The 16,586-nt window shown below is 60.9% G+C and carries 16 protein-coding genes; 9 read left to right on the top strand and 7 right to left on the bottom strand.

The genetic code is table 11. The features are described 5' to 3' along the window. Positions 1 to 9 precede the first annotated feature (9 nt). From ftsY to ACP7E0_RS27890, 4 genes are all read left to right on the top strand, one after another. The gene (gene ftsY / locus ACP7E0_RS27905; RefSeq protein ID WP_426129755.1) at positions 10 to 1,599 is read left to right on the top strand and encodes a signal recognition particle-docking protein FtsY; all 1,590 of its coding nucleotides are present in this window, start codon (positions 10 to 12) and stop codon (positions 1,597 to 1,599) included. A 304-nt stretch (positions 1,600 to 1,903) separates the two neighbouring features. Next, positions 1,904 to 2,536 carry a septation protein A gene (locus tag ACP7E0_RS27900; protein WP_426129753.1) on the top strand — a complete coding sequence of 211 codons (633 nt, stop codon included), beginning with the start codon at positions 1,904 to 1,906 and terminating at the stop codon, positions 2,534 to 2,536. A 5-nt stretch (positions 2,537 to 2,541) separates the two neighbouring features. Next, a complete protein-coding gene (locus ACP7E0_RS27895; protein WP_426129904.1) occupies positions 2,542 to 3,126 on the top strand; it encodes a DUF2585 domain-containing protein in 585 nt (194 codons plus the stop codon). A gap of 135 nt (positions 3,127 to 3,261) precedes the next feature. Further along, positions 3,262 to 3,831, top strand: a complete 570-nt coding sequence (locus ACP7E0_RS27890) for a SixA phosphatase family protein (RefSeq protein ID WP_426129752.1) — start codon at positions 3,262 to 3,264, stop codon at positions 3,829 to 3,831. A 14-nt stretch (positions 3,832 to 3,845) separates the two neighbouring features. On the opposite strand, the gene ACP7E0_RS27885 is transcribed toward ACP7E0_RS27890, so the two are convergent. Then, on the bottom strand, positions 3,846 to 4,394 hold the full coding sequence (locus tag ACP7E0_RS27885) for a L,D-transpeptidase family protein (protein ID WP_426129751.1): 549 nt from the start codon (positions 4,392 to 4,394) through the stop codon (positions 3,846 to 3,848). A 142-nt stretch (positions 4,395 to 4,536) separates the two neighbouring features. Here ACP7E0_RS27885 and ACP7E0_RS27880 point away from each other — a divergent pair, with 142 nt between their 5' ends. The 3 genes from ACP7E0_RS27880 (at position 4,537) to ACP7E0_RS27870 (ending at position 6,874) form a co-directional block, all read left to right on the top strand. Next, positions 4,537 to 5,220 carry a response regulator transcription factor gene (locus ACP7E0_RS27880; RefSeq protein WP_426129749.1) on the top strand — a complete coding sequence of 228 codons (684 nt, stop codon included), beginning with the start codon at positions 4,537 to 4,539 and terminating at the stop codon, positions 5,218 to 5,220. Positions 5,221 to 5,271: 51 nt separating this feature from the next. Then, on the top strand, positions 5,272 to 5,727 hold the full coding sequence (locus ACP7E0_RS27875) for a cyclic nucleotide-binding domain-containing protein (RefSeq protein ID WP_426129747.1): 456 nt from the start codon (positions 5,272 to 5,274) through the stop codon (positions 5,725 to 5,727). Between the two features lie 124 nt (positions 5,728 to 5,851). Continuing rightward, positions 5,852 to 6,874: an LLM class flavin-dependent oxidoreductase gene (locus ACP7E0_RS27870; protein ID WP_426129746.1), complete on the top strand. Its 1,023-nt coding sequence runs from the start codon at positions 5,852 to 5,854 to the stop codon at positions 6,872 to 6,874. A gap of 15 nt (positions 6,875 to 6,889) precedes the next feature. Here the strand turns inward: ACP7E0_RS27870 and ACP7E0_RS27865 are convergent, their stop codons facing one another. Beyond that, positions 6,890 to 7,696: an exodeoxyribonuclease III gene (locus ACP7E0_RS27865; protein ID WP_426129744.1), complete on the bottom strand. Its 807-nt coding sequence runs from the start codon at positions 7,694 to 7,696 to the stop codon at positions 6,890 to 6,892. Between the two features lie 208 nt (positions 7,697 to 7,904). Here ACP7E0_RS27865 and ACP7E0_RS27860 point away from each other — a divergent pair, with 208 nt between their 5' ends. Next, positions 7,905 to 8,384: a GNAT family N-acetyltransferase gene (locus tag ACP7E0_RS27860; protein ID WP_426129902.1), complete on the top strand. Its 480-nt coding sequence runs from the start codon at positions 7,905 to 7,907 to the stop codon at positions 8,382 to 8,384. 33 nt (positions 8,385 to 8,417) lie between these two features. Here ACP7E0_RS27860 and ACP7E0_RS27855 read toward each other — a convergent pair whose 3' ends face one another. From ACP7E0_RS27855 to tesB, 5 genes are all read right to left on the bottom strand, one after another. Next, positions 8,418 to 9,086: an outer membrane lipoprotein carrier protein LolA gene (locus ACP7E0_RS27855; protein WP_426129742.1), complete on the bottom strand. Its 669-nt coding sequence runs from the start codon at positions 9,084 to 9,086 to the stop codon at positions 8,418 to 8,420. Between the two features lie 150 nt (positions 9,087 to 9,236). Next, positions 9,237 to 11,915, bottom strand: a complete 2,679-nt coding sequence (locus tag ACP7E0_RS27850) for a DNA translocase FtsK (RefSeq protein WP_426129740.1) — start codon at positions 11,913 to 11,915, stop codon at positions 9,237 to 9,239. 275 nt (positions 11,916 to 12,190) lie between these two features. Further along, entirely contained in the window at positions 12,191 to 13,624 is a 1,434-nt protein-coding gene (locus tag ACP7E0_RS27845; protein ID WP_426129738.1) for an ammonium transporter, read from the bottom strand. Positions 13,625 to 13,653: 29 nt separating this feature from the next. Next, on the bottom strand, positions 13,654 to 14,004 hold the full coding sequence (locus ACP7E0_RS27840) for a P-II family nitrogen regulator (protein WP_162745478.1): 351 nt from the start codon (positions 14,002 to 14,004) through the stop codon (positions 13,654 to 13,656). 224 nt (positions 14,005 to 14,228) lie between these two features. Next, positions 14,229 to 15,113: an acyl-CoA thioesterase II gene (tesB, locus tag ACP7E0_RS27835; RefSeq protein ID WP_113317403.1), complete on the bottom strand. Its 885-nt coding sequence runs from the start codon at positions 15,111 to 15,113 to the stop codon at positions 14,229 to 14,231. 102 nt (positions 15,114 to 15,215) lie between these two features. On the opposite strand from tesB, the gene ACP7E0_RS27830 reads away from it, so the two are divergent. Continuing rightward, positions 15,216 to 16,430: a ubiquinone biosynthesis hydroxylase gene (locus ACP7E0_RS27830; RefSeq protein ID WP_426129736.1), complete on the top strand. Its 1,215-nt coding sequence runs from the start codon at positions 15,216 to 15,218 to the stop codon at positions 16,428 to 16,430. Positions 16,431 to 16,586: the final 156 nt, after the last annotated feature.

The raw sequence follows: 16,586 nt of genomic DNA, 5'->3' as shown, positions 1-16,586 counted from the left end.
GGAATTCAAATGGCGCTCAGCTTTCTGAAAAAGGTCTTCACCTTCGGCAAGGACAAGCCGGGCGAAGGCGAGCCAACTGCCACCCCAGCGGCCGATGCGGTCATGGACCAGGCGGAATCGACGTTCAGCCCCGAGGAAACCCGGGCGATCGAAGCCGAGCTCGAGCCACATTCCCGCACCGAAGATCTGCCGGTCGCTAAAGATCCCGTCCTGCCGGAAGAAATGGATACCGCCGGGGGGCCGTCTGCTGATACGCACGATGCGCCGGAATTCGTGGATGAGATCTCTGGAGAAAAAGAGGACGAGACACCGGCCATTCTTCCTGCTGTCGAAGAGATCGGCGATATCGGCCTGATCCCGCTGTCTTTGCTGGAGGCGGAAGCCGAAGCGTCTGCGACTGAGGAAAACGTCACACCCCCCTCTGTGCCTTCGGGACATCTTCCCCTCAAGGGGGAAGATCAGATCGAGGCTGATGCTCCTTCAGCGCAATCTCTTTCAGTTGACGAAACGACAGAGGCTGAGGCCAGCATGATCTCCCCCCTTGAGGGGGAGATGCCCGACAGGGCAGAGGGGGGTGCCGAACTCCCCGCGACCATAGAACCCACCGCCGAAATCGCCCTCCCCAAGGGCTTCGCCACCGGCCGCGCTATCGAGCCTGCGCCGGAAGCGCCGAAACAGAAACTCACCTGGTTCCAGCGCCTGCGCCAGGGGCTTTCGCGCACATCCTCGCAGCTGACTGGCCAGATCACCGCTCTCTTCACCAAGCGCAAGCTGGACGACGAGACGCTGCAGGATCTGGAAGACCTGTTGATCCAGGCCGATCTTGGCGTCGAAACGGCGCTGCGCATTACCGATACGCTGGCCTCCGAGCGCTACGGCAAGGATGTGACCGGCCAAGACGTCAGCCGTATCATGGCCGCCGAAATCACCAAGGTGCTGGCGCCGGTTGCCAAGCCGTTGCAGCTTGACCTCAGTCACAAGCCGCACGTCATCCTCGTCGTCGGTGTCAACGGCACCGGCAAGACCACCACCATCGGCAAGCTGGCCGCCAAGCTTTCGGGCGCCGGCCTCAAGGTCATGCTCGCCGCCGGCGACACGTTCCGGGCGGCTGCCATCGAGCAGCTGAAAATCTGGGCCGAGCGTACAAAGTCCGATATCGTTTCCTCGAAACTCGGCGCCGATGCCGCGGGCTTGGCTTACGAGGCCTTCGAACAGGCACGGCTGAAAAAGAGCGACGTGCTGATCATCGACACCGCCGGCCGCCTGCAGAACCGCACCGAACTGATGGCGGAGCTGGAAAAGATCGTCCGCGTGCTCGGCAAGCTCGATCCCGACGCGCCACACACCGTGCTGCAGACGCTCGACGCCACCACCGGCCAGAATGCGCTGAACCAAGTGGAGATCTTCCGCAATGTCGCCGGCGTCAACGGCCTGATCATGACCAAGCTCGACGGCACCGCCCGCGGCGGTATCCTCGTCGCCATCTCCGCCAAGCACAAGCTGCCGGTCTATTTCATCGGCGTCGGCGAAGGCGTGGACGATCTGGAACCGTTCGAAGCGAAGGACTTTGCCGAAGCCATCGCCGGAATTCCCCATTGACCCGGATATCATTTTGCCTTTTTGCTGATGTTATAGGGGCGGATGAACAGCTTCGATGCGGCGTTCCATTTTCTCCGTCATGTCAGCCCTTGTGGCGGGGATACAGCAGCGGCGCGTCTGCGCCGCTAAAGACTCCTTGACGCGGCGGACGCCGCGTCGCTGGATTCCTGTGACAAGCACAGGAATGACGGTGGAAAATTAAGAGTTCGCCGACCGAAAACAAAAATACCTCGCGTGAAAACATCCACGCACACGAAACTTGCAATACGATTGCTCCATCGAGCAGGCACTTAAGGACGACATCATGTCATCGATCGAGGCGGTCAAGCCGCGCAAGGAAATCAGCCCGCTCCTGAAAATGGTGCTGGAGCTTGGTCCTCTGGTGGTCTTCTTCTTTGCCAATTCGCGCGGCGAGTGGCTGGCGCGGGAATTCCCGGCGCTGACGGAACTGGGCGGGCCGATCTTCATCGCCACCGGCCTGTTCATGGCCGCGACCGCGATTGCGCTCACCGCGTCCTGGATTTTGACCCGCACCCTGCCGATGATGCCGCTGATTTCCGGCATTGTCGTCTTCATCATGGGCGCGTTCACTCTCTGGCTACAGAACGACACGTTCATCAAGATCAAGCCGACCATAATCAATACGCTGTTCGGCGTCATTCTGCTCGGCGGCCTGCTGTTCGGGAAATCGCTGCTCGGCTATGTCTTCCATGCCGCCTTCAAGCTCGACGAGGATGGCTGGCGCAAGCTGACCATCCGCTGGGGCATCTTCTTCCTGTTCCTCGCCGTCCTCAACGAAGTGGTCTGGCGCAATTTCTCGACCGATTTCTGGGTCGCCTTCAAGGTCTGGGGCACGATGCCGATCACGGTGCTGTTCACCCTGTCGCAGATGCCGATCATCATGAAGCATTCGCTGGATCAGGATACGCCGAAGTGACGGCACTGGTACCGGCCGAAAACCGCTCGCCGCGTGCCGCCACATTCTGGCTTGCCGCCTGCGCTGGCGTCCTCATCCTGCAGATCATCATCGAATACTGGATGGGCCGAACGCCGATCTGCGAATGCGGCACTATCAAGCTGTTCGAGCCCAATGCCAACGGCCCGGGCAATTCGCAGCATCTGGCCGACTGGTATACCCCGTCGCACATCATCCACGGCTTCCTGTTCTATGGGCTCGCCCATCTGACGCTGCGCGGCAAGCCGCTGGCGGCAAAGCTGCTGTTGGCGCTGGTGATCGAATCCGGCTGGGAGCTCCTCGAAAACTCCCCTGTTATCATCGACCGCTACCGCACCGCGACCATCTCGCTCGACTATTACGGCGACAGTATTCTGAACTCGGCGATGGACACGGTGTTCATGGCGCTCGGCTTCTTCTTCGCACGCCGCGCCCCGGTCGCCGTGACAGTTGCCATTGCCATCATCTTCGAAATTTTCACCGGTTGGCTGATCCGCGACAACCTGACCTTGAACGTGCTGATGCTGGTCTATCCGCTGGATGCGGTGAAGGCGTGGCAGAGCGCGCTTTGAGGCGGAGGTCTGTTCTTCTCCCCCCGCGCGGGAGGATTCCGCAAAGTTCAAAATTTGCCGCACTGTCAAGCGTCCTGCCAGTGCCCCACCCGCAGCGAGAGGACTAAGGCGGAAGGCTGCTTCTTTCGTCGGCGCATGATATTGTCATTTATCACGCCGAAGAAAACAGGGGCACCAGCTGTGTCTAAACGCCGACTTATCCTGTTGCGCCACGCCAAATCCGCCTGGCCTGAAGGTGTGCCGGATCACGAGCGTCCTCTTTCGGATCGAGGCCGCAAGTCGGCCCTTGTCATCGGCGGCTATATGAAACGTGAAAAGCTCTTCCCCGATCTTACTCTCGTTTCACCCGCCCGCCGGGCGCAGGAAACATGGAAGCTTATCCGTGAAGTCTTGCCCGACGGGATCGTGGAGCGCGAGACGCCGGGCATTTACGAGGTTCCAGCTGGCACAATTCTAACGGCGATCCAGTCTGTCGAACCCGGTACCCGCACCTTGCTGATGGTCGGGCACAATCCGGGCATGGAAGACTTGGCGTCGGTGCTCACCAAGGATGGTGATGTGGACGCCATCAGCCGCATGACCGAAAAATTTCCGACGGCCGGTCTTGCTGTGATTGATTTCGACATCGAAGGATGGAACAGCACCGGTAAGGGCAGCGCAACCGGCTATCTTGAACGGTTCGTGACGCCCCGTTTTCTCGGCTGAGTGCGGAGCTGGAGCTATATGACCTTCACAATCGTTCCCCGCCTCATGAACCGCAGCAGCCGTTTCATTGCGGGCAGGCTTACCGCGACGCAGCCTTCCGTCGGCGGATAGCCTGGCTTGGCAAGGTGGAAGAAGATGGCCGAGCCACCATAGCGTTTCCGGCTGCGCAGGTTCCAGTCCATCACCAGGCAGATGTCGTAGAGGCCGTCATCACGGCACATCTTTTCGTGGCTGGGTTTGAAGGGGGCGCTGACAGGGCGGTTATAGAGGGCGTGGCGGGGTTCGTCGCACCAGAGCAGGTCTTTTGGCGTGAAGCGCAGCGGCAGGGTGGTTGGTGACCGGGTTACGCGGTCATGGCGGACATAGCCGCCGATCAGGCGCATGGCGGCGATCGGGGTGGCGCCATCGCCTTCGCGCTTGCGCGCAGTGATGCCGCTACGGCCGATGGCGGCCTCCTCGGTGCGGCCTGCAAAGCTCACCAGAGCGCGGGTGCGGTTGCCCGGCTTTGGCCTTACGGTGATGGTGCGGGCTGGAATGGCAGCCTTGCGGGGTTTCAATCGCATTTTGCTCACAGTTTTTTGCGTTGTGCGTGATCTGAAACATAACAATAGCACTGCACAATATGTAACAACCGGGTGAGTGCTGAACAGCTTGTTTAAGGCAGCGATTGCGTTAGTTTGAGACCGCAAGCAAGGAGAGATTACCATGTCGGCCCGCACCATTCTTCTCGTCGATGACGACAACGACCTGCGTGAAACTCTGGTGGAGCAACTTGCCCTCTATGAGGAGTTCACCATTCTTCAGGAATCGACGGCCGCCAAGGGCATCAACACTGCACGCAATAACCAGATAGCCCTTCTGGTGATGGATGTCGGCCTGCCGGACATGGATGGCCGCGAGGCGGTCAAGCTCCTGCGCAAGGGCGGCTTCAAGCCGCCGATCATCATGCTGACCGGGCATGATACCGATTCGGATACGATCCTAGGTCTTGAGGCCGGCGCCAACGACTATGTGACCAAGCCTTTCCGTTTCGCCGTATTGCTCGCCCGCATCCGGGCGCAGTTGCGCCAGCACGAGCAGAGCGAGGACGCGACCTTCAACGTCGGTCCCTACACGTTCAAGCCGGGCCAGAAGCTCCTGACGCTGGAGAACGGCCAGAAGATCCGGCTCACCGAAAAGGAAGCGGCGATCATCCGATATCTCTACCGCGCCGACCAGAAGGTGGTTACCCGCGATGTTTTGCTGGAAGAGGTCTGGGGCTATAATTCCGGCGTCACCACCCACACGCTCGAGACCCATGTCTACCGGCTGCGCCAGAAAATCGAACGTGACCCTTCCAATGCGGAGATTTTGGTGACAGAGAATGGCGGCTACAAGATAGTTCCATAACGACACTGGGCGTGATCCCATCCGGTGTCATGCCCGCTCAGAGGTATCCCTTTGTCGCTGAACAACGATATCGCCCTTCTGTCCCTCGTGCCGCTGTTTGCGGATATCGATGACGACAAGTTGCGGCTGATCGCGTTCGGTGCAGAGCGGCGGCGATTGAACAGAGGCCAGCAGCTGTTTCGCGAGGGCGCGCCGGCTGATTGCGCCTTTGCCATTGCCAGCGGCTCCGTCACGCTGACGCGCAACCTCGTCGACGGCAGTGTCGAAGTGGTCGATACCGTTGGACGCGGCACGCTTCTGTCCGAACTGGCGATGATCTCCTTCGTCGAGCGCAAGTTTACCGCCACCGCCGAAGAAGACAGCGAAGTCATCCGCATCAACCGGCCGCTGTTCCGCCGCATGCTGGAGGAATATCCGGAAGTGGCGGTCGTGGTCGAAGCCCGGATCAAGAATAATCTGCAGACGATGATCAGCGCGATGCAGAAGCTGGCGCCGAAATTCGGGTAGACGTTTCCTCCTGGAGACAATGTGTTTCGATGGCGCAGCCTTTGCTGCTAGCTCCCGCTCTTTCCTGTGGTGTGCTTCTTCCCCATCTATGCTGCAACACATTGCCATCATCAGGGACAAGATCATGAAAAAAATTGGTTTTCTTTCGTTCGGACATTGGAGCCCTTCGACGCAGTCCGGGACCCGGTCGGCGGGAGACGCGCTTTTGCAGTCGATCGATCTGGCGGTTGCCGCCGAGGAACTCGGTGCCGACGGCGCCTATTTCCGTGTGCATCATTTTGCCAGGCAGCTTGCTGCACCCTTTCCGCTTCTCGCCGCTATTGGCGCCAGAACCAAGAAGATCGAGATCGGTACCGCCGTTATCGACATGCGCTATGAGAACCCGCTCTACATGGCCGAGGATGCCGGGAGTGCCGACCTGATATCGAATGGGCGTCTGCAGCTGGGCATCAGCCGTGGCTCGCCTGAACAGGTGATCGATGGCTGGCGCTATTTCGGTTATGAGCCGCAGGACGGCATAAGCGATGCGGACATGGCGCGCAAGCACACCGAAGTCTTGCTCGAAACTCTAAAGGGCCAGGGCTTTGCCCAGCCGAACCCGCGTCCGATGTTTCCCAATCCGCCGGGCCTGTTGCGGCTTGAGCCGCATTCGGAAGGCTTGCGCGAGCGCATATGGTGGGGTGCGAGCTCCAATGCAACGGCCATTTGGGCGGCAAAGCTCGGCATGAACCTGCAGAGCTCGACGCTGAAGAACGACGAAACCGGCGAACCCTTCCACGTCCAGCAGGCGGCGCAGATCCGGCTCTACCGGGATGCCTGGAAGGAAGCCGGCCATACGCGCACGCCGCGTGTGTCGGTCAGCCGTAGCATCTTCGCGCTCGTGGATGATCGCGACCGCGCCTATTTCGGCGGGGGCAGCAAGGAAAGCGATACGGTCGGCTATATCGACGACCAGACACGGGCGATCTTCGGCCGCTCCTATGCCGCAGAGCCCGACGTCCTCATCCGGCAGCTGGCCGAAGACGAGGCGATCGCCGAGGCGGATACCCTGCTGCTGACCGTCCCGAACCAGCTGGGCGTCGATTACAACGCCCACGTCATCGAGTCGGTCCTGAAGCATGTCGCACCGGCGCTCGGCTGGCGGTAGGATCGGTTATCGCCCCTAAAGATCGAAATGGGCGATGACGGGGACGTGGTCTGAGGGGCGGTCCCAGCCACGGGCTTCCTTGAGGATATCGACGCGGGTAAGGTGCGGCGAGAGGTCGGCGGACGACCAGACATGGTCGAGGCGGCGGCCCTTGTTGGCACCTTCCCAATCCTTGGCGCGGTAGCTCCACCAGGTGTAGAGCTTTTCCGGCGATGGCGTGTGCTGGCGCATCAGGTCCACCCAGGCACCGCCGTTCAGAACGGCCGTCAGGCCTTCCGTCTCAATCGGCGTATGGCTGACGATTTTCAGCAGCTGCTTGTGCGACCAGACGTCGTGTTCCAGCGGCGCGATGTTGAGGTCGCCGACCAGAACCGACGAGATGCCGGCCTCGCTTTCGGCATGGAGCATTTTCATCTCGTCGATAAAATCGAGCTTATGGCCGAATTTCTGGTTGATCGTCCGGTCCGGCTCGTCGCCGCCGGCGGGCACATAGAAATTATGCAGGCGGATTTTCTTGCCGGATTTTTCAAAGACGACCGAGAGATGGCGGGCATCGCCGACGCCACAATAGTCGCGCCGGTCACTCAACTCATGCAGCGGCAGGCGGGAGATGGTGGCGACGCCGTGATAACCCTTCTGGCCATGGATGGCGATGTGTTCGTAACCCAGCGCCTTCAGCGGCGAAAACGGGAAGAGGTCGTTGGCAACCTTGGTTTCCTGCAGGCAGAGAATATCCGGCGCCCAGGTCTTCAAGAGATGCTCGACCAGCGGCATGCGCAGGCGCACCGAGTTGATGTTCCAGGTGGCGATCGACAATGCCATGCAAGGGGTCCTTCGTGAGAATGCTGTGCGGAAACGGACGCTGCCTGCGCGTTTGTCATCTGGGCTTTAGGCAGGCGCCACACTTGGATTGGAGGGTCCATGTTGACAGCCGTTGACGGTGATATCTATTGCCGCTGAGGTTTTCAATCGCCGCGTTTACGCTTCACGATAAGGGTGCCCCATGATCCGCCAGCTTGGCCCAGACGATATGCAAGTGTTTCGCAAGATTCGGCTCGAAGCCCTGCACAGTGAGCCGGCGAACTTTGCCAGCAGCGCTGCGGACTGGGAGGCCTTGCCGGATGCGGAATGGACACGGCGACTGACCGTCAACGCTGTGTTCGTCGATTTTCATGAGGGTGAGCCGATCGCCATGATGGGCCTGATGCCGCAGACTGCCAGCAAGATGGCGCATCGCGGCACCGTCATCATGGTCTATGTACGCAAGGACCGGCGCGGCGGCGGGCATGCGAAGGCAATTATCGATATGCTGGTCGCTCATGCCCTGCAAGCCGGTATCCGGCAGCTGGAGCTTGCCGTCAGCGCCGAAAACCCGGCGGCCTTCCGGTTTTACCAGCGCGAGGGGTTTACGCAGGCCGGCCGTATTCCCGGAGGGACAATTCACGAGGGCAGGGAGATCGACGAGATCCTGATGACGCGCCGCATCGATGGCGGCGCGTTGGCTCAGTGACACGCAACGGCGTTCAATCTGCCGCTGGCGGTCTTACTTGCCACGATTGTTGATGTCGTCGTAGGGGATATTGAAAACCTTGTCGTCCATCGGCACGCCGTTCTTGACGTTGAAGATCATCACCGAGGTGTCTTTCTTCTGGGCGTCGGTGATCGTCCACTGGCGCAGGTCGTAGGTCTTCGGGTCGAACATCAGGGTGATCGTCGCATCGCCGAACACGGTGCGGTCGCCCAGCACGATGGTGGTGAGGTCGGCCTCTTCCTTGACATCGCGGACCATCTTGCCGGTCAGGTCGATATTGTCGGACAAGAGCAGCTTCAGCGGCGTCTTCGACAAAGGATAGATATCCCAGGTCTTCATTTTCTGATTGCCGATGACGACGGACTTTCCGTCGGCGATCACCCGCATCGGTGAGGGCGCCTCGTAGTTGAAGCGGATCTTGCCGGGGCGGCTGATGAAGAACTTGCCGCCGGTCTGTTCGCCGCGTGGGCCGAACTGCACGAACTCGCCGCTCATGGTTTTGACGGAGGCGAAATGGTCGGCGATTTTCTGGGCAATGGCCGTCTGCGCCTGGGCGGGTTCGATGGGCAGGCCGATGAAGGTCAGAGCAGCGAAAACAGCAAGACCGCCGACGAAGGCACGGCGCGACAGGGACGGAAATTTCATGTCCTGTTCAAAATGGCCGGTTTCGGTGTCTGTCATCGTTATCTCCTTCATTTCCAGTCTCATGTGGAGCGCAAGTGCGGCGCCTTCAAGGCCTGTCTTGCGCCCGTCTTCAATTCCCCGTGAAGGGCGCCCGGGCCGTATTCGCCCGGGATTTTCGAGCACGCCGCGAACGGCTTTCTCAAGGGGTTACCTGCCGGTGATGTCGCTTTCGGTCGGCACCAGGATTTCGCGCTTGCCGGCGTGGTTGGCGGCACCAATGATGCCCTCCTGCTCCATGCGCTCGATCAGCGAGGCGGCACGATTGTAGCCGATGCCGAGACGGCGCTGGACATAGGATGTCGATGCCTTGCCGTCGCGCAGCACGATGGCAACAGCCTGGTCGTAAGGGTCGTCGGATTCGGCAAGATTGGAAGTCCCGGCCGGGCCGCTGCCGCCTTCGTCATCCTCGTCATCATCTTCGGTGATGGCATCGAGATATTGCGGCGAGCCCTGGGTCTTCAAATATCTAACGACGTCCTCAACCTCGGTATCCGAGACAAACGGGCCGTGCACACGCTGGATACGGCCACCGCCGGCCATGTAGAGCATGTCGCCCATGCCGAGCAGCTGTTCGGCGCCCTGTTCACCTAGGATGGTGCGGCTGTCGATCTTCGAGGTGACCTGGAAGGAGATACGGGTCGGGAAGTTGGCCTTGATCGTACCGGTGATGACATCGACGGACGGACGCTGCGTTGCCATGATGACGTGGATGCCGGCGGCGCGGGCCATCTGGGCGAGGCGCTGGACGGCACCTTCGATATCCTTGCCGGCCACCATCATCAGGTCGGCCATTTCGTCGATGATGACGACGATATAGGGCATCGGCTGCAGGTCGAACTCTTCCGTCTCGTAGACGGCCTCGCCGGTCTGGCGGTCAAAGCCGGTCTGGACGGTGCGGCTGATCTGCTCGCCCTTGGCCATCGCCTGCTCGACGCGCGAATTGAAGCCGTCGATGTTGCGCACGCCGATCTTCGACATCTTCTTGTAGCGCTCTTCCATCTCGCGCACGGTCCATTTCAGCGCCACGACAGCCTTCTTCGGATCGGTGACGACAGGCGAGAGCAGATGCGGAATGCCGTCATAGACGGAGAGTTCGAGCATCTTCGGGTCGATCATGATCAACCGGCACTGCTCCGGCTTCAGCCGGTAGAGGATCGACAGGATCATGGTATTGATGGCGACCGATTTACCCGAACCGGTGGTGCCCGCGACCAATAGATGCGGCATCTTGGCGATATCGACGATGACCGGTTCGCCGCCGATCGTCTTGCCGAGCGCCATGGCAAGACGGGTCTTGCTGGTCTCGAAATCCCTCGATCCGATCAGTTCACGCAGATAGACGGTTTCACGGCGCTGGTTGGGCAGTTCGATGCCGATGGCGTTGCGGCCGGGCACGACGGCGACGCGGGCGGCGATCGCCGACATCGAGCGGGCAATATCGTCGGCCAGGCCGATGACGCGCGACGATTTGATGCCGGGGGCTGGCTCCAGTTCGTACATGGTGACCACCGGGCCGGGGCGGACATGGATGATCTCACCCTTGACGCCGAAATCCTCCAGCACGCCTTCCAGCATGCGGGCATTCTGCTCCAGCGCATCGGCAGACAATGTCGCGTCACGGGCGACGTTTTTCGGCTCGGCGAGGAAATGCAGCGGCGGCAGGGTAAAATCGTCATCGTCGGACACCAGCGACGTCTGCGCTTCGCGTTCGATGCGCTGGCCGGTCTTCGGACGGGGTGCTGGGGGGACAACGCGTGCCGTGGCCGATGGCAATGCCTGCTTGCGCGGTGCCGGGACCGGCGCCCAGTCGGCAGCGGGGTCGATGTCGTCCTCGTCATCACCGGGCAGAATGTCAGCGGATGCACGGCGGTTGTCGATGGCGGGGAAATCGTCGTCCTCGTCGTCCATCGACATCGATGGCGCGGCGACGGTGCGGCGCTCGCTGCGGTCCAGCGACGGCTCGACCCGCTCGGAGCGGGCAACGGCTTTCGGGCGTGACGGTTCGTTCAGCGTGCCGAATTCATCCCCGTTGAAATCATAGGGTTCGTCATAATCTCGCACTGCCTGCTTGCGGCGGCCGCTGAGGCCAAACAGACGGCGGATACGGGCCTGGGCGGTGAAGCGCATATGGGTGAGTGCACCAGCCATCACCATGATGATACCCTCGGATTCGTCGTCTTCGGATTCGTCGCTGACGGTGCGGGCCTTGCTGGGTGCCGGTACAGGCACGTCGTTCTCGTCCTCAGGGTCGGATACACCGATGAGGCCGGCGCTGTAGATCAGGAAATAGGCGGCGGGAAGCGTGAACAAGACGGCGAGCACGGTGCCGAACGTGCCGCTCGGATAGGTGCCGGTGAACAGGGCTGGAAAGCGCAGGATCATGTCGCCGAAGACGCCGCCAAGGCCGTTGGGCAGCGGCCAGGTGACGGGAGCAGGGATGCAGCTCAGCGCAGCCGAGGCGAGCACGGACCCGAAGAACCAGGCACCGGCGCGCTTGACGATATGATCGAAGGGTTTGCCGATGATCAGCACGAGACCCCAGGCAACGACGGGAAGGAGCGCCACGACACTGGCAATGCCGAAGAACTGCATGAAGATATCGGCGAAGGCGGCGCCTGTGTAGCCGAGCAGGTTGGTCGGGGCATCGGCGGTCGCATAGGAGAAGCTGGGATCGGCGACGTTCCAGCTCGACAATGCAGCTATCGCGAACCCGAGAGCGACGAATACCGCAAATCCCGCCAGGGCCGCGATCTGCTTCCAGACGAATGTGGAAAGCACAAACCGGTTGGAACGGTTGTCGTATACCGCCTGATTGCTTCTGCTCATGATGACCTGCTGCCTGTTATTCCCGAAAAACGCCATGCGCGCATGCGTCGAAGGTAAACAGAGGAGAGTTAAAGCCCTATTAACCTTGATGCTTCGTTTACGGGAAACGCTGCCGCAAGGGCAGTTTTCCCCACCTAAACCCGCTTTTGGGCAACTTCGAGTGTGCGAGAGAGCAAAAAAAGACCCGGACGAGGTCCGGGTCAAATGCGGTTCCGCACGAGGCGAAACCGCGACGGGACTGGATGCGGAGCCGGTTTTCCGGCTCCGCGAATGCCTTACGAGTGGTAGGCGGCTTCGCCGTGTGAAGAGAGGTCGAGACCTTCGCGTTCGGCTTCGACGGGCACACGCAGACCGACGATGACATCGACGATCTTGTAGAGGATTGCCGAACCGATGCCCGACCACAGGATGGTGACGATGACGCCCTTGAACTGTGCCCAGACCTGCGTTGCAGTGCCGGCATAGCCAGCCGCAAAATCGGCCGTCGAGTAATCAACGATGCCAGCGCCACCGAGAGCCGGGTTGACGAAAACGCCGGTCAGAAGCGCGCCGATGATGCCACCGATGCAGTGAACGCCGAAGACGTCAGCCGTATCGTCGTAGCCGAACTTGTTCTTCACCGTGGAGACGAAGAAGTAGCAGGCCGGGGAGACGATGAGACCCATGACGATCGCGCCCATCGGGCCGACGAAGCCGGCGGCAGGCGTGATGACGACGAGGCCTGCGACGGCGCCGGAAGCAGCACCCAGCATGGAAGCCTTGCCGCGCGTGAAGGTTTCAACCAGAGACCAGGAGATGATGGCGGCCGCCGTGGCAACGAAGGTGTTGATCATGGCAAGAACGGCATAGGCGTTGGCTTCGAGGTTGGAACCGGCATTGAAGCCGAACCAGCCAACCCACAGAAGCGAGGCGCCGATCATTGTCATGGTCATCGAATGCGGAGCCATCATGTCCTTGCCGAAGCCGGTACGCTTGCCGACCATGATCGCGCCCACCAAACCGGCAATACCGGCATTGATGTGCACGACGGTGCCGCCGGCGAAATCGATCGCGCCAAAGCCGAAGATCAGGCCGGTCGGGCCGGCATAGGCGCTCGGGCCGCCCCAGAACCAGACCATGTGGGCAATCGGGAAGTAGATGAAGGTGAGCCACAGGATGGTGAACAGGATCACGGCGGAGAACTTGATGCGTTCTGCGAAGGCGCCGATGATCAGGCCGGGGGTGATGGCCGCAAAGGTCATCTGGAAGATGACGAAAACGAGCTCCGGAATGGCAACGCCCTTCGAGAAGCTCTCGGCCATGGTCGATACATCAACGCCGGACAGGAAGACCTTCGAGAAGCCGCCGACGAAACTGTTCAGTGAGCCGCCATCGGTGAAAGCGAGCGAGTAGCCGTAGGTGACCCAGATGATCATCGCGACCGCAGCGATCATCAGCACCTGCATCAGGACGGACAGCATGTTCTTGGTGCGCACGAGGCCGCCGTAGAACAGGGCGAGGCCCGGTACGGTCATCAGCAGAACCAGAATGCTGGACAGCATCATCCAGGTGGTGTCGCCCTTGTCGACGGTCATCGCCGGCGCTGCGGCAACGGCCGCTTCAGTAGCGGCGGGCGCTGCTTCCTGCGCAAAGGCGATGGCCGGTGCGAGGAGGGCTGCAGCTGCAGCGCCCACGCGTCCAAGAGAGGTGGAAAGTTTAAATGAAGACATTGACATGTAGCTCCCTGAACGGCCGTGACTTACAGCGCTTCTGTGTCGGTTTCGCCGGTACGAATGCGCACGGCATGGTCAATCGAGTAGACGAAGATCTTGCCGTCGCCGATCTGGCCGGTCTTGGCTGATGCGGCGATCGCTTCGACGGTTTTGTCTACGATTTCGGTGGCAACGGCGATTTCGATCTTCAGTTTCGGCAGGAAGCTCACGGCATATTCCGTGCCGCGGTAGATTTCCGTATGTCCCTTCTGACGTCCGTAACCCTTTACTTCGGTCACGGTCAGGCCTTGGATGCCAACGGCAGTGAGGGCTTCGCGAACCTCATCGAGCTTGAACGGCTTGATAATGGCCATCACAATTTTCATCTGGTTTTCCATCCTTGTTCATCCCCGGCTCGGGGCCGTCTCTCCTTGCCGCGGAGCACAAATCCCCAACGACCGCTCCTTGCTATTCAAGGGGCGTGCCAGTTTGAGAGTGGATGGGGTAAGCCCATGAAAAAACACGGAAATGCCACATTCCGCCGAGCGCTGTCGGCGGAATGTCAAAAATTTATCAATTTAAACGATGAAAAATTAAGCAGAATCGAAAAAGCGGCGCTTTTTTATTCAGATGCCTTTTTCCGGATCAGGCCTTCCTGGGCAACCGAGGCGATGAGGGTGCCGGAGCGATCAAAAAGGCTGCCACGCGTCATGCCGCGTGCACCGAAGGCGCTGGGGCTGTCCTGCGTGTAGAGCAGCCAGTCATCCATGCGGCATGGACGGTGGAACCACATGGCATGATCGAGGCTCGCCACCTGCAGGTCGCGGTCAAACACCGAGGTACCATGGGCATAAAGTGCTGTGTCGAGCAGGGTCATGTCGGAAATATAGGCCAGCACCGCCGCCTGGATGTGGCGCTCGTCCGGAACAGCGCCGACGGCCTTGACCCAGACATCCTGCGACGGCTCAAGCTTGTCACGCGAGAAATAATGTTTCAGCGAAACCGGGCGGATTTCGATCGGCCGGGGGCGCTCCCAGTAGCGGCGGATCGCTTCCGGTGCATTGACGAGAAACGTGTCCTTGATGTCTTGTTCGCCCATCAGCGTTTCGGGGGCTGCGACATCCGGCATGGTGATCTGGTGGTCGAAGCCCTCTTCGTCGAACTGGAAGGAGGCCGACAGCGAAAAGATCGCCTTGCCGTGCTGGATGGCGACGACGCGGCGGGTGGCAAAGCTCGCGCCGTCACGGATACGATCGACATCGTAGATGATCGGCACGGCGGGATCGCCCGGCCGCATGAAATAGGCGTGCAGCGAATGCACGTAGCGGCCTTCGCTGACGGTGCGCTGGGCTGCCACCAGCGCTTGGCCGATCACCTGTCCGCCGAAGACACGCTGCCAGCCGACCTGCGGCGAGCGGCCGCGAAACAGGTTCTCCTCCAGCTTCTCCAGATCCAGCGTCTGCAACAGAACATCCATCGGGGCGGGGTTTTCAGCGGGGCGCGACATTTCGGCAATCTCCAGAGGTCGAACGCTCAAGCGGTAGGAACGAGCGCATCAATGATCTATATAGGCCACAAGCAATGCTCAAGAGCGACGGGAGAATGAGAGATGATCGATGTGCTGATTGCGGGCGGCGGTTATGTCGGGCTGTCGCTGGCCGTATCCATCAAGAAAGCCGCGCCACACCTTGCCGTAAGCCTGATCGACGGCGCTCCGGACGATGCCTGGAAAAAGGACGAGCGCGCCTCTGCGATCATCGCCGCTGCCTCGCAGATGCTCGACGTGCTTGGCATCTGGAGCGAGATCGAGCCGGAGGCCGAACCGATCAAGCGCATGGTCATCACCGATTCGAAAACTGCCGATCCGGTGCGCCCGGTGTTCCTGACCTTCGAGGATGAAAAGGTTGAGGGGCGGCCGTTTGCCCATATGGTGCCCAATGTCGCGTTGGTCGGCGCGCTGCGCAAGGCAGCACAGGCGCTCGGCGTCGAGATCCGGCAATCGACCGCGGCGGCCGATTTCAAGAGCGGCGATCATTCGGTTTCCGTGGCGTTGGCCAATGGCGAGGCAATCGAGGCGCGGCTGCTGGTCGCCTGCGACGGTGTGCGCTCCAAACTGCGCGATGCCGCCGGCATCAAGACCGTCGATTTCGACTACGGCCAATCGGGCATTGTCACCACAGTCGAGCACGAGCGGCCGCATGACGGCACGGCGGAAGAGCATTTTCTGCCTGCCGGCCCGTTCGCAACGCTGCCACTGAAGAACAATCGCTCCTCACTGGTCTGGACGGAGCGGACGCGGGACGCCGACCGGTTGATCGCCAGCGACGATCTGGTGTTCGAGGAAGAATTGGAGCGCCGCTTCGGCCACAAGCTCGGCACGCTGAAGGTTGTCGGCGGACGCCGCGCCTTTCCGCTGGGGCTGACGCTGGCGCGCGATTTCATCGCGCCGCGTTTCGCGCTGGCCGGCGATGCCGCCCACGGCATCCACCCGATTTCCGGCCAGGGCCTCAATCTCGGCTTCAAGGATGTGGCGGCGCTCGCCGAAACCGTCGTCGATGCCGACCGACTCGGTCTCGATATCGGCTCGCTCGCCGTGCTCGAGCGCTACCAGAGCTGGCGGCGGTTCGACACGTTCCGCATGGGCGTGACCACCGATGTGCTGAACCGGCTGTTTTCCAACGATGTGACGCCGGTCCGGGCACTGCGCGATTTCGGCCTCGGCATCGTCGACCGGATGCCATCGGTGAAGTCGTTCTTCATCCGGCAGGCATCAGGGCTGGGCGGGCAGAGCGAGCCGAAGATGCTGGGTGGGCAGGCGATTTGATTTAAGAGGCCACCGCGCACATGGCGAACTGCATGCCTCCGTCATCCCTGTGCTTGTCACAGGAATCCTGTGTGTCTGAACTGTGCTTTAATGGGGGCGGGCGGAAGGCCGTCGGGATCCCGGTCGTTGGAGACCGTTTGCTGGCTCTGGTCCTCC

The sequence above is a fragment of the Pararhizobium sp. PWRC1-1 genome, assembly GCF_049897905.1.
Taxonomy (GTDB): Bacteria; Pseudomonadota; Alphaproteobacteria; order Rhizobiales; family Rhizobiaceae; genus Pararhizobium.
This window is presented reverse-complemented; position numbering and strand designations above follow the sequence as displayed.

Bases quoted from the DNA above. Each gene is read 5' to 3' on its own strand.
- ftsY (WP_426129755.1), top strand. From the start codon at position 10: ATGGCGCTCAGCTTTCTGAAAAAGGTCTTCACCTTCGGCAAGGACAAG.
- ACP7E0_RS27900 (WP_426129753.1), top strand. From the start codon at position 1,904: ATGTCATCGATCGAGGCGGTCAAGCCGCGCAAGGAAATCAGCCCGCTC.
- ACP7E0_RS27890 (WP_426129752.1), top strand. From the start codon at position 3,262: ATGATATTGTCATTTATCACGCCGAAGAAAACAGGGGCACCAGCTGTG.
- ACP7E0_RS27885 (WP_426129751.1), bottom strand. From the start codon at position 4,394: ATGCGATTGAAACCCCGCAAGGCTGCCATTCCAGCCCGCACCATCACC.
- ACP7E0_RS27880 (WP_426129749.1), top strand. From the start codon at position 4,537: ATGTCGGCCCGCACCATTCTTCTCGTCGATGACGACAACGACCTGCGT.
- ACP7E0_RS27870 (WP_426129746.1), top strand. From the start codon at position 5,852: ATGAAAAAAATTGGTTTTCTTTCGTTCGGACATTGGAGCCCTTCGACG.
- ACP7E0_RS27865 (WP_426129744.1), bottom strand. From the start codon at position 7,696: ATGGCATTGTCGATCGCCACCTGGAACATCAACTCGGTGCGCCTGCGC.
- ACP7E0_RS27860 (WP_426129902.1), top strand. From the start codon at position 7,905: ATGCAAGTGTTTCGCAAGATTCGGCTCGAAGCCCTGCACAGTGAGCCG.
- ACP7E0_RS27855 (WP_426129742.1), bottom strand. From the start codon at position 9,086: ATGACAGACACCGAAACCGGCCATTTTGAACAGGACATGAAATTTCCG.
- ACP7E0_RS27850 (WP_426129740.1), bottom strand. From the start codon at position 11,915: ATGAGCAGAAGCAATCAGGCGGTATACGACAACCGTTCCAACCGGTTT.
- ACP7E0_RS27845 (WP_426129738.1), bottom strand. From the start codon at position 13,624: ATGTCTTCATTTAAACTTTCCACCTCTCTTGGACGCGTGGGCGCTGCA.
- ACP7E0_RS27840 (WP_162745478.1), bottom strand. From the start codon at position 14,004: ATGGAAAACCAGATGAAAATTGTGATGGCCATTATCAAGCCGTTCAAG.
- tesB (WP_113317403.1), bottom strand. From the start codon at position 15,113: ATGTCGCGCCCCGCTGAAAACCCCGCCCCGATGGATGTTCTGTTGCAG.
- ACP7E0_RS27830 (WP_426129736.1), top strand. From the start codon at position 15,216: ATGATCGATGTGCTGATTGCGGGCGGCGGTTATGTCGGGCTGTCGCTG.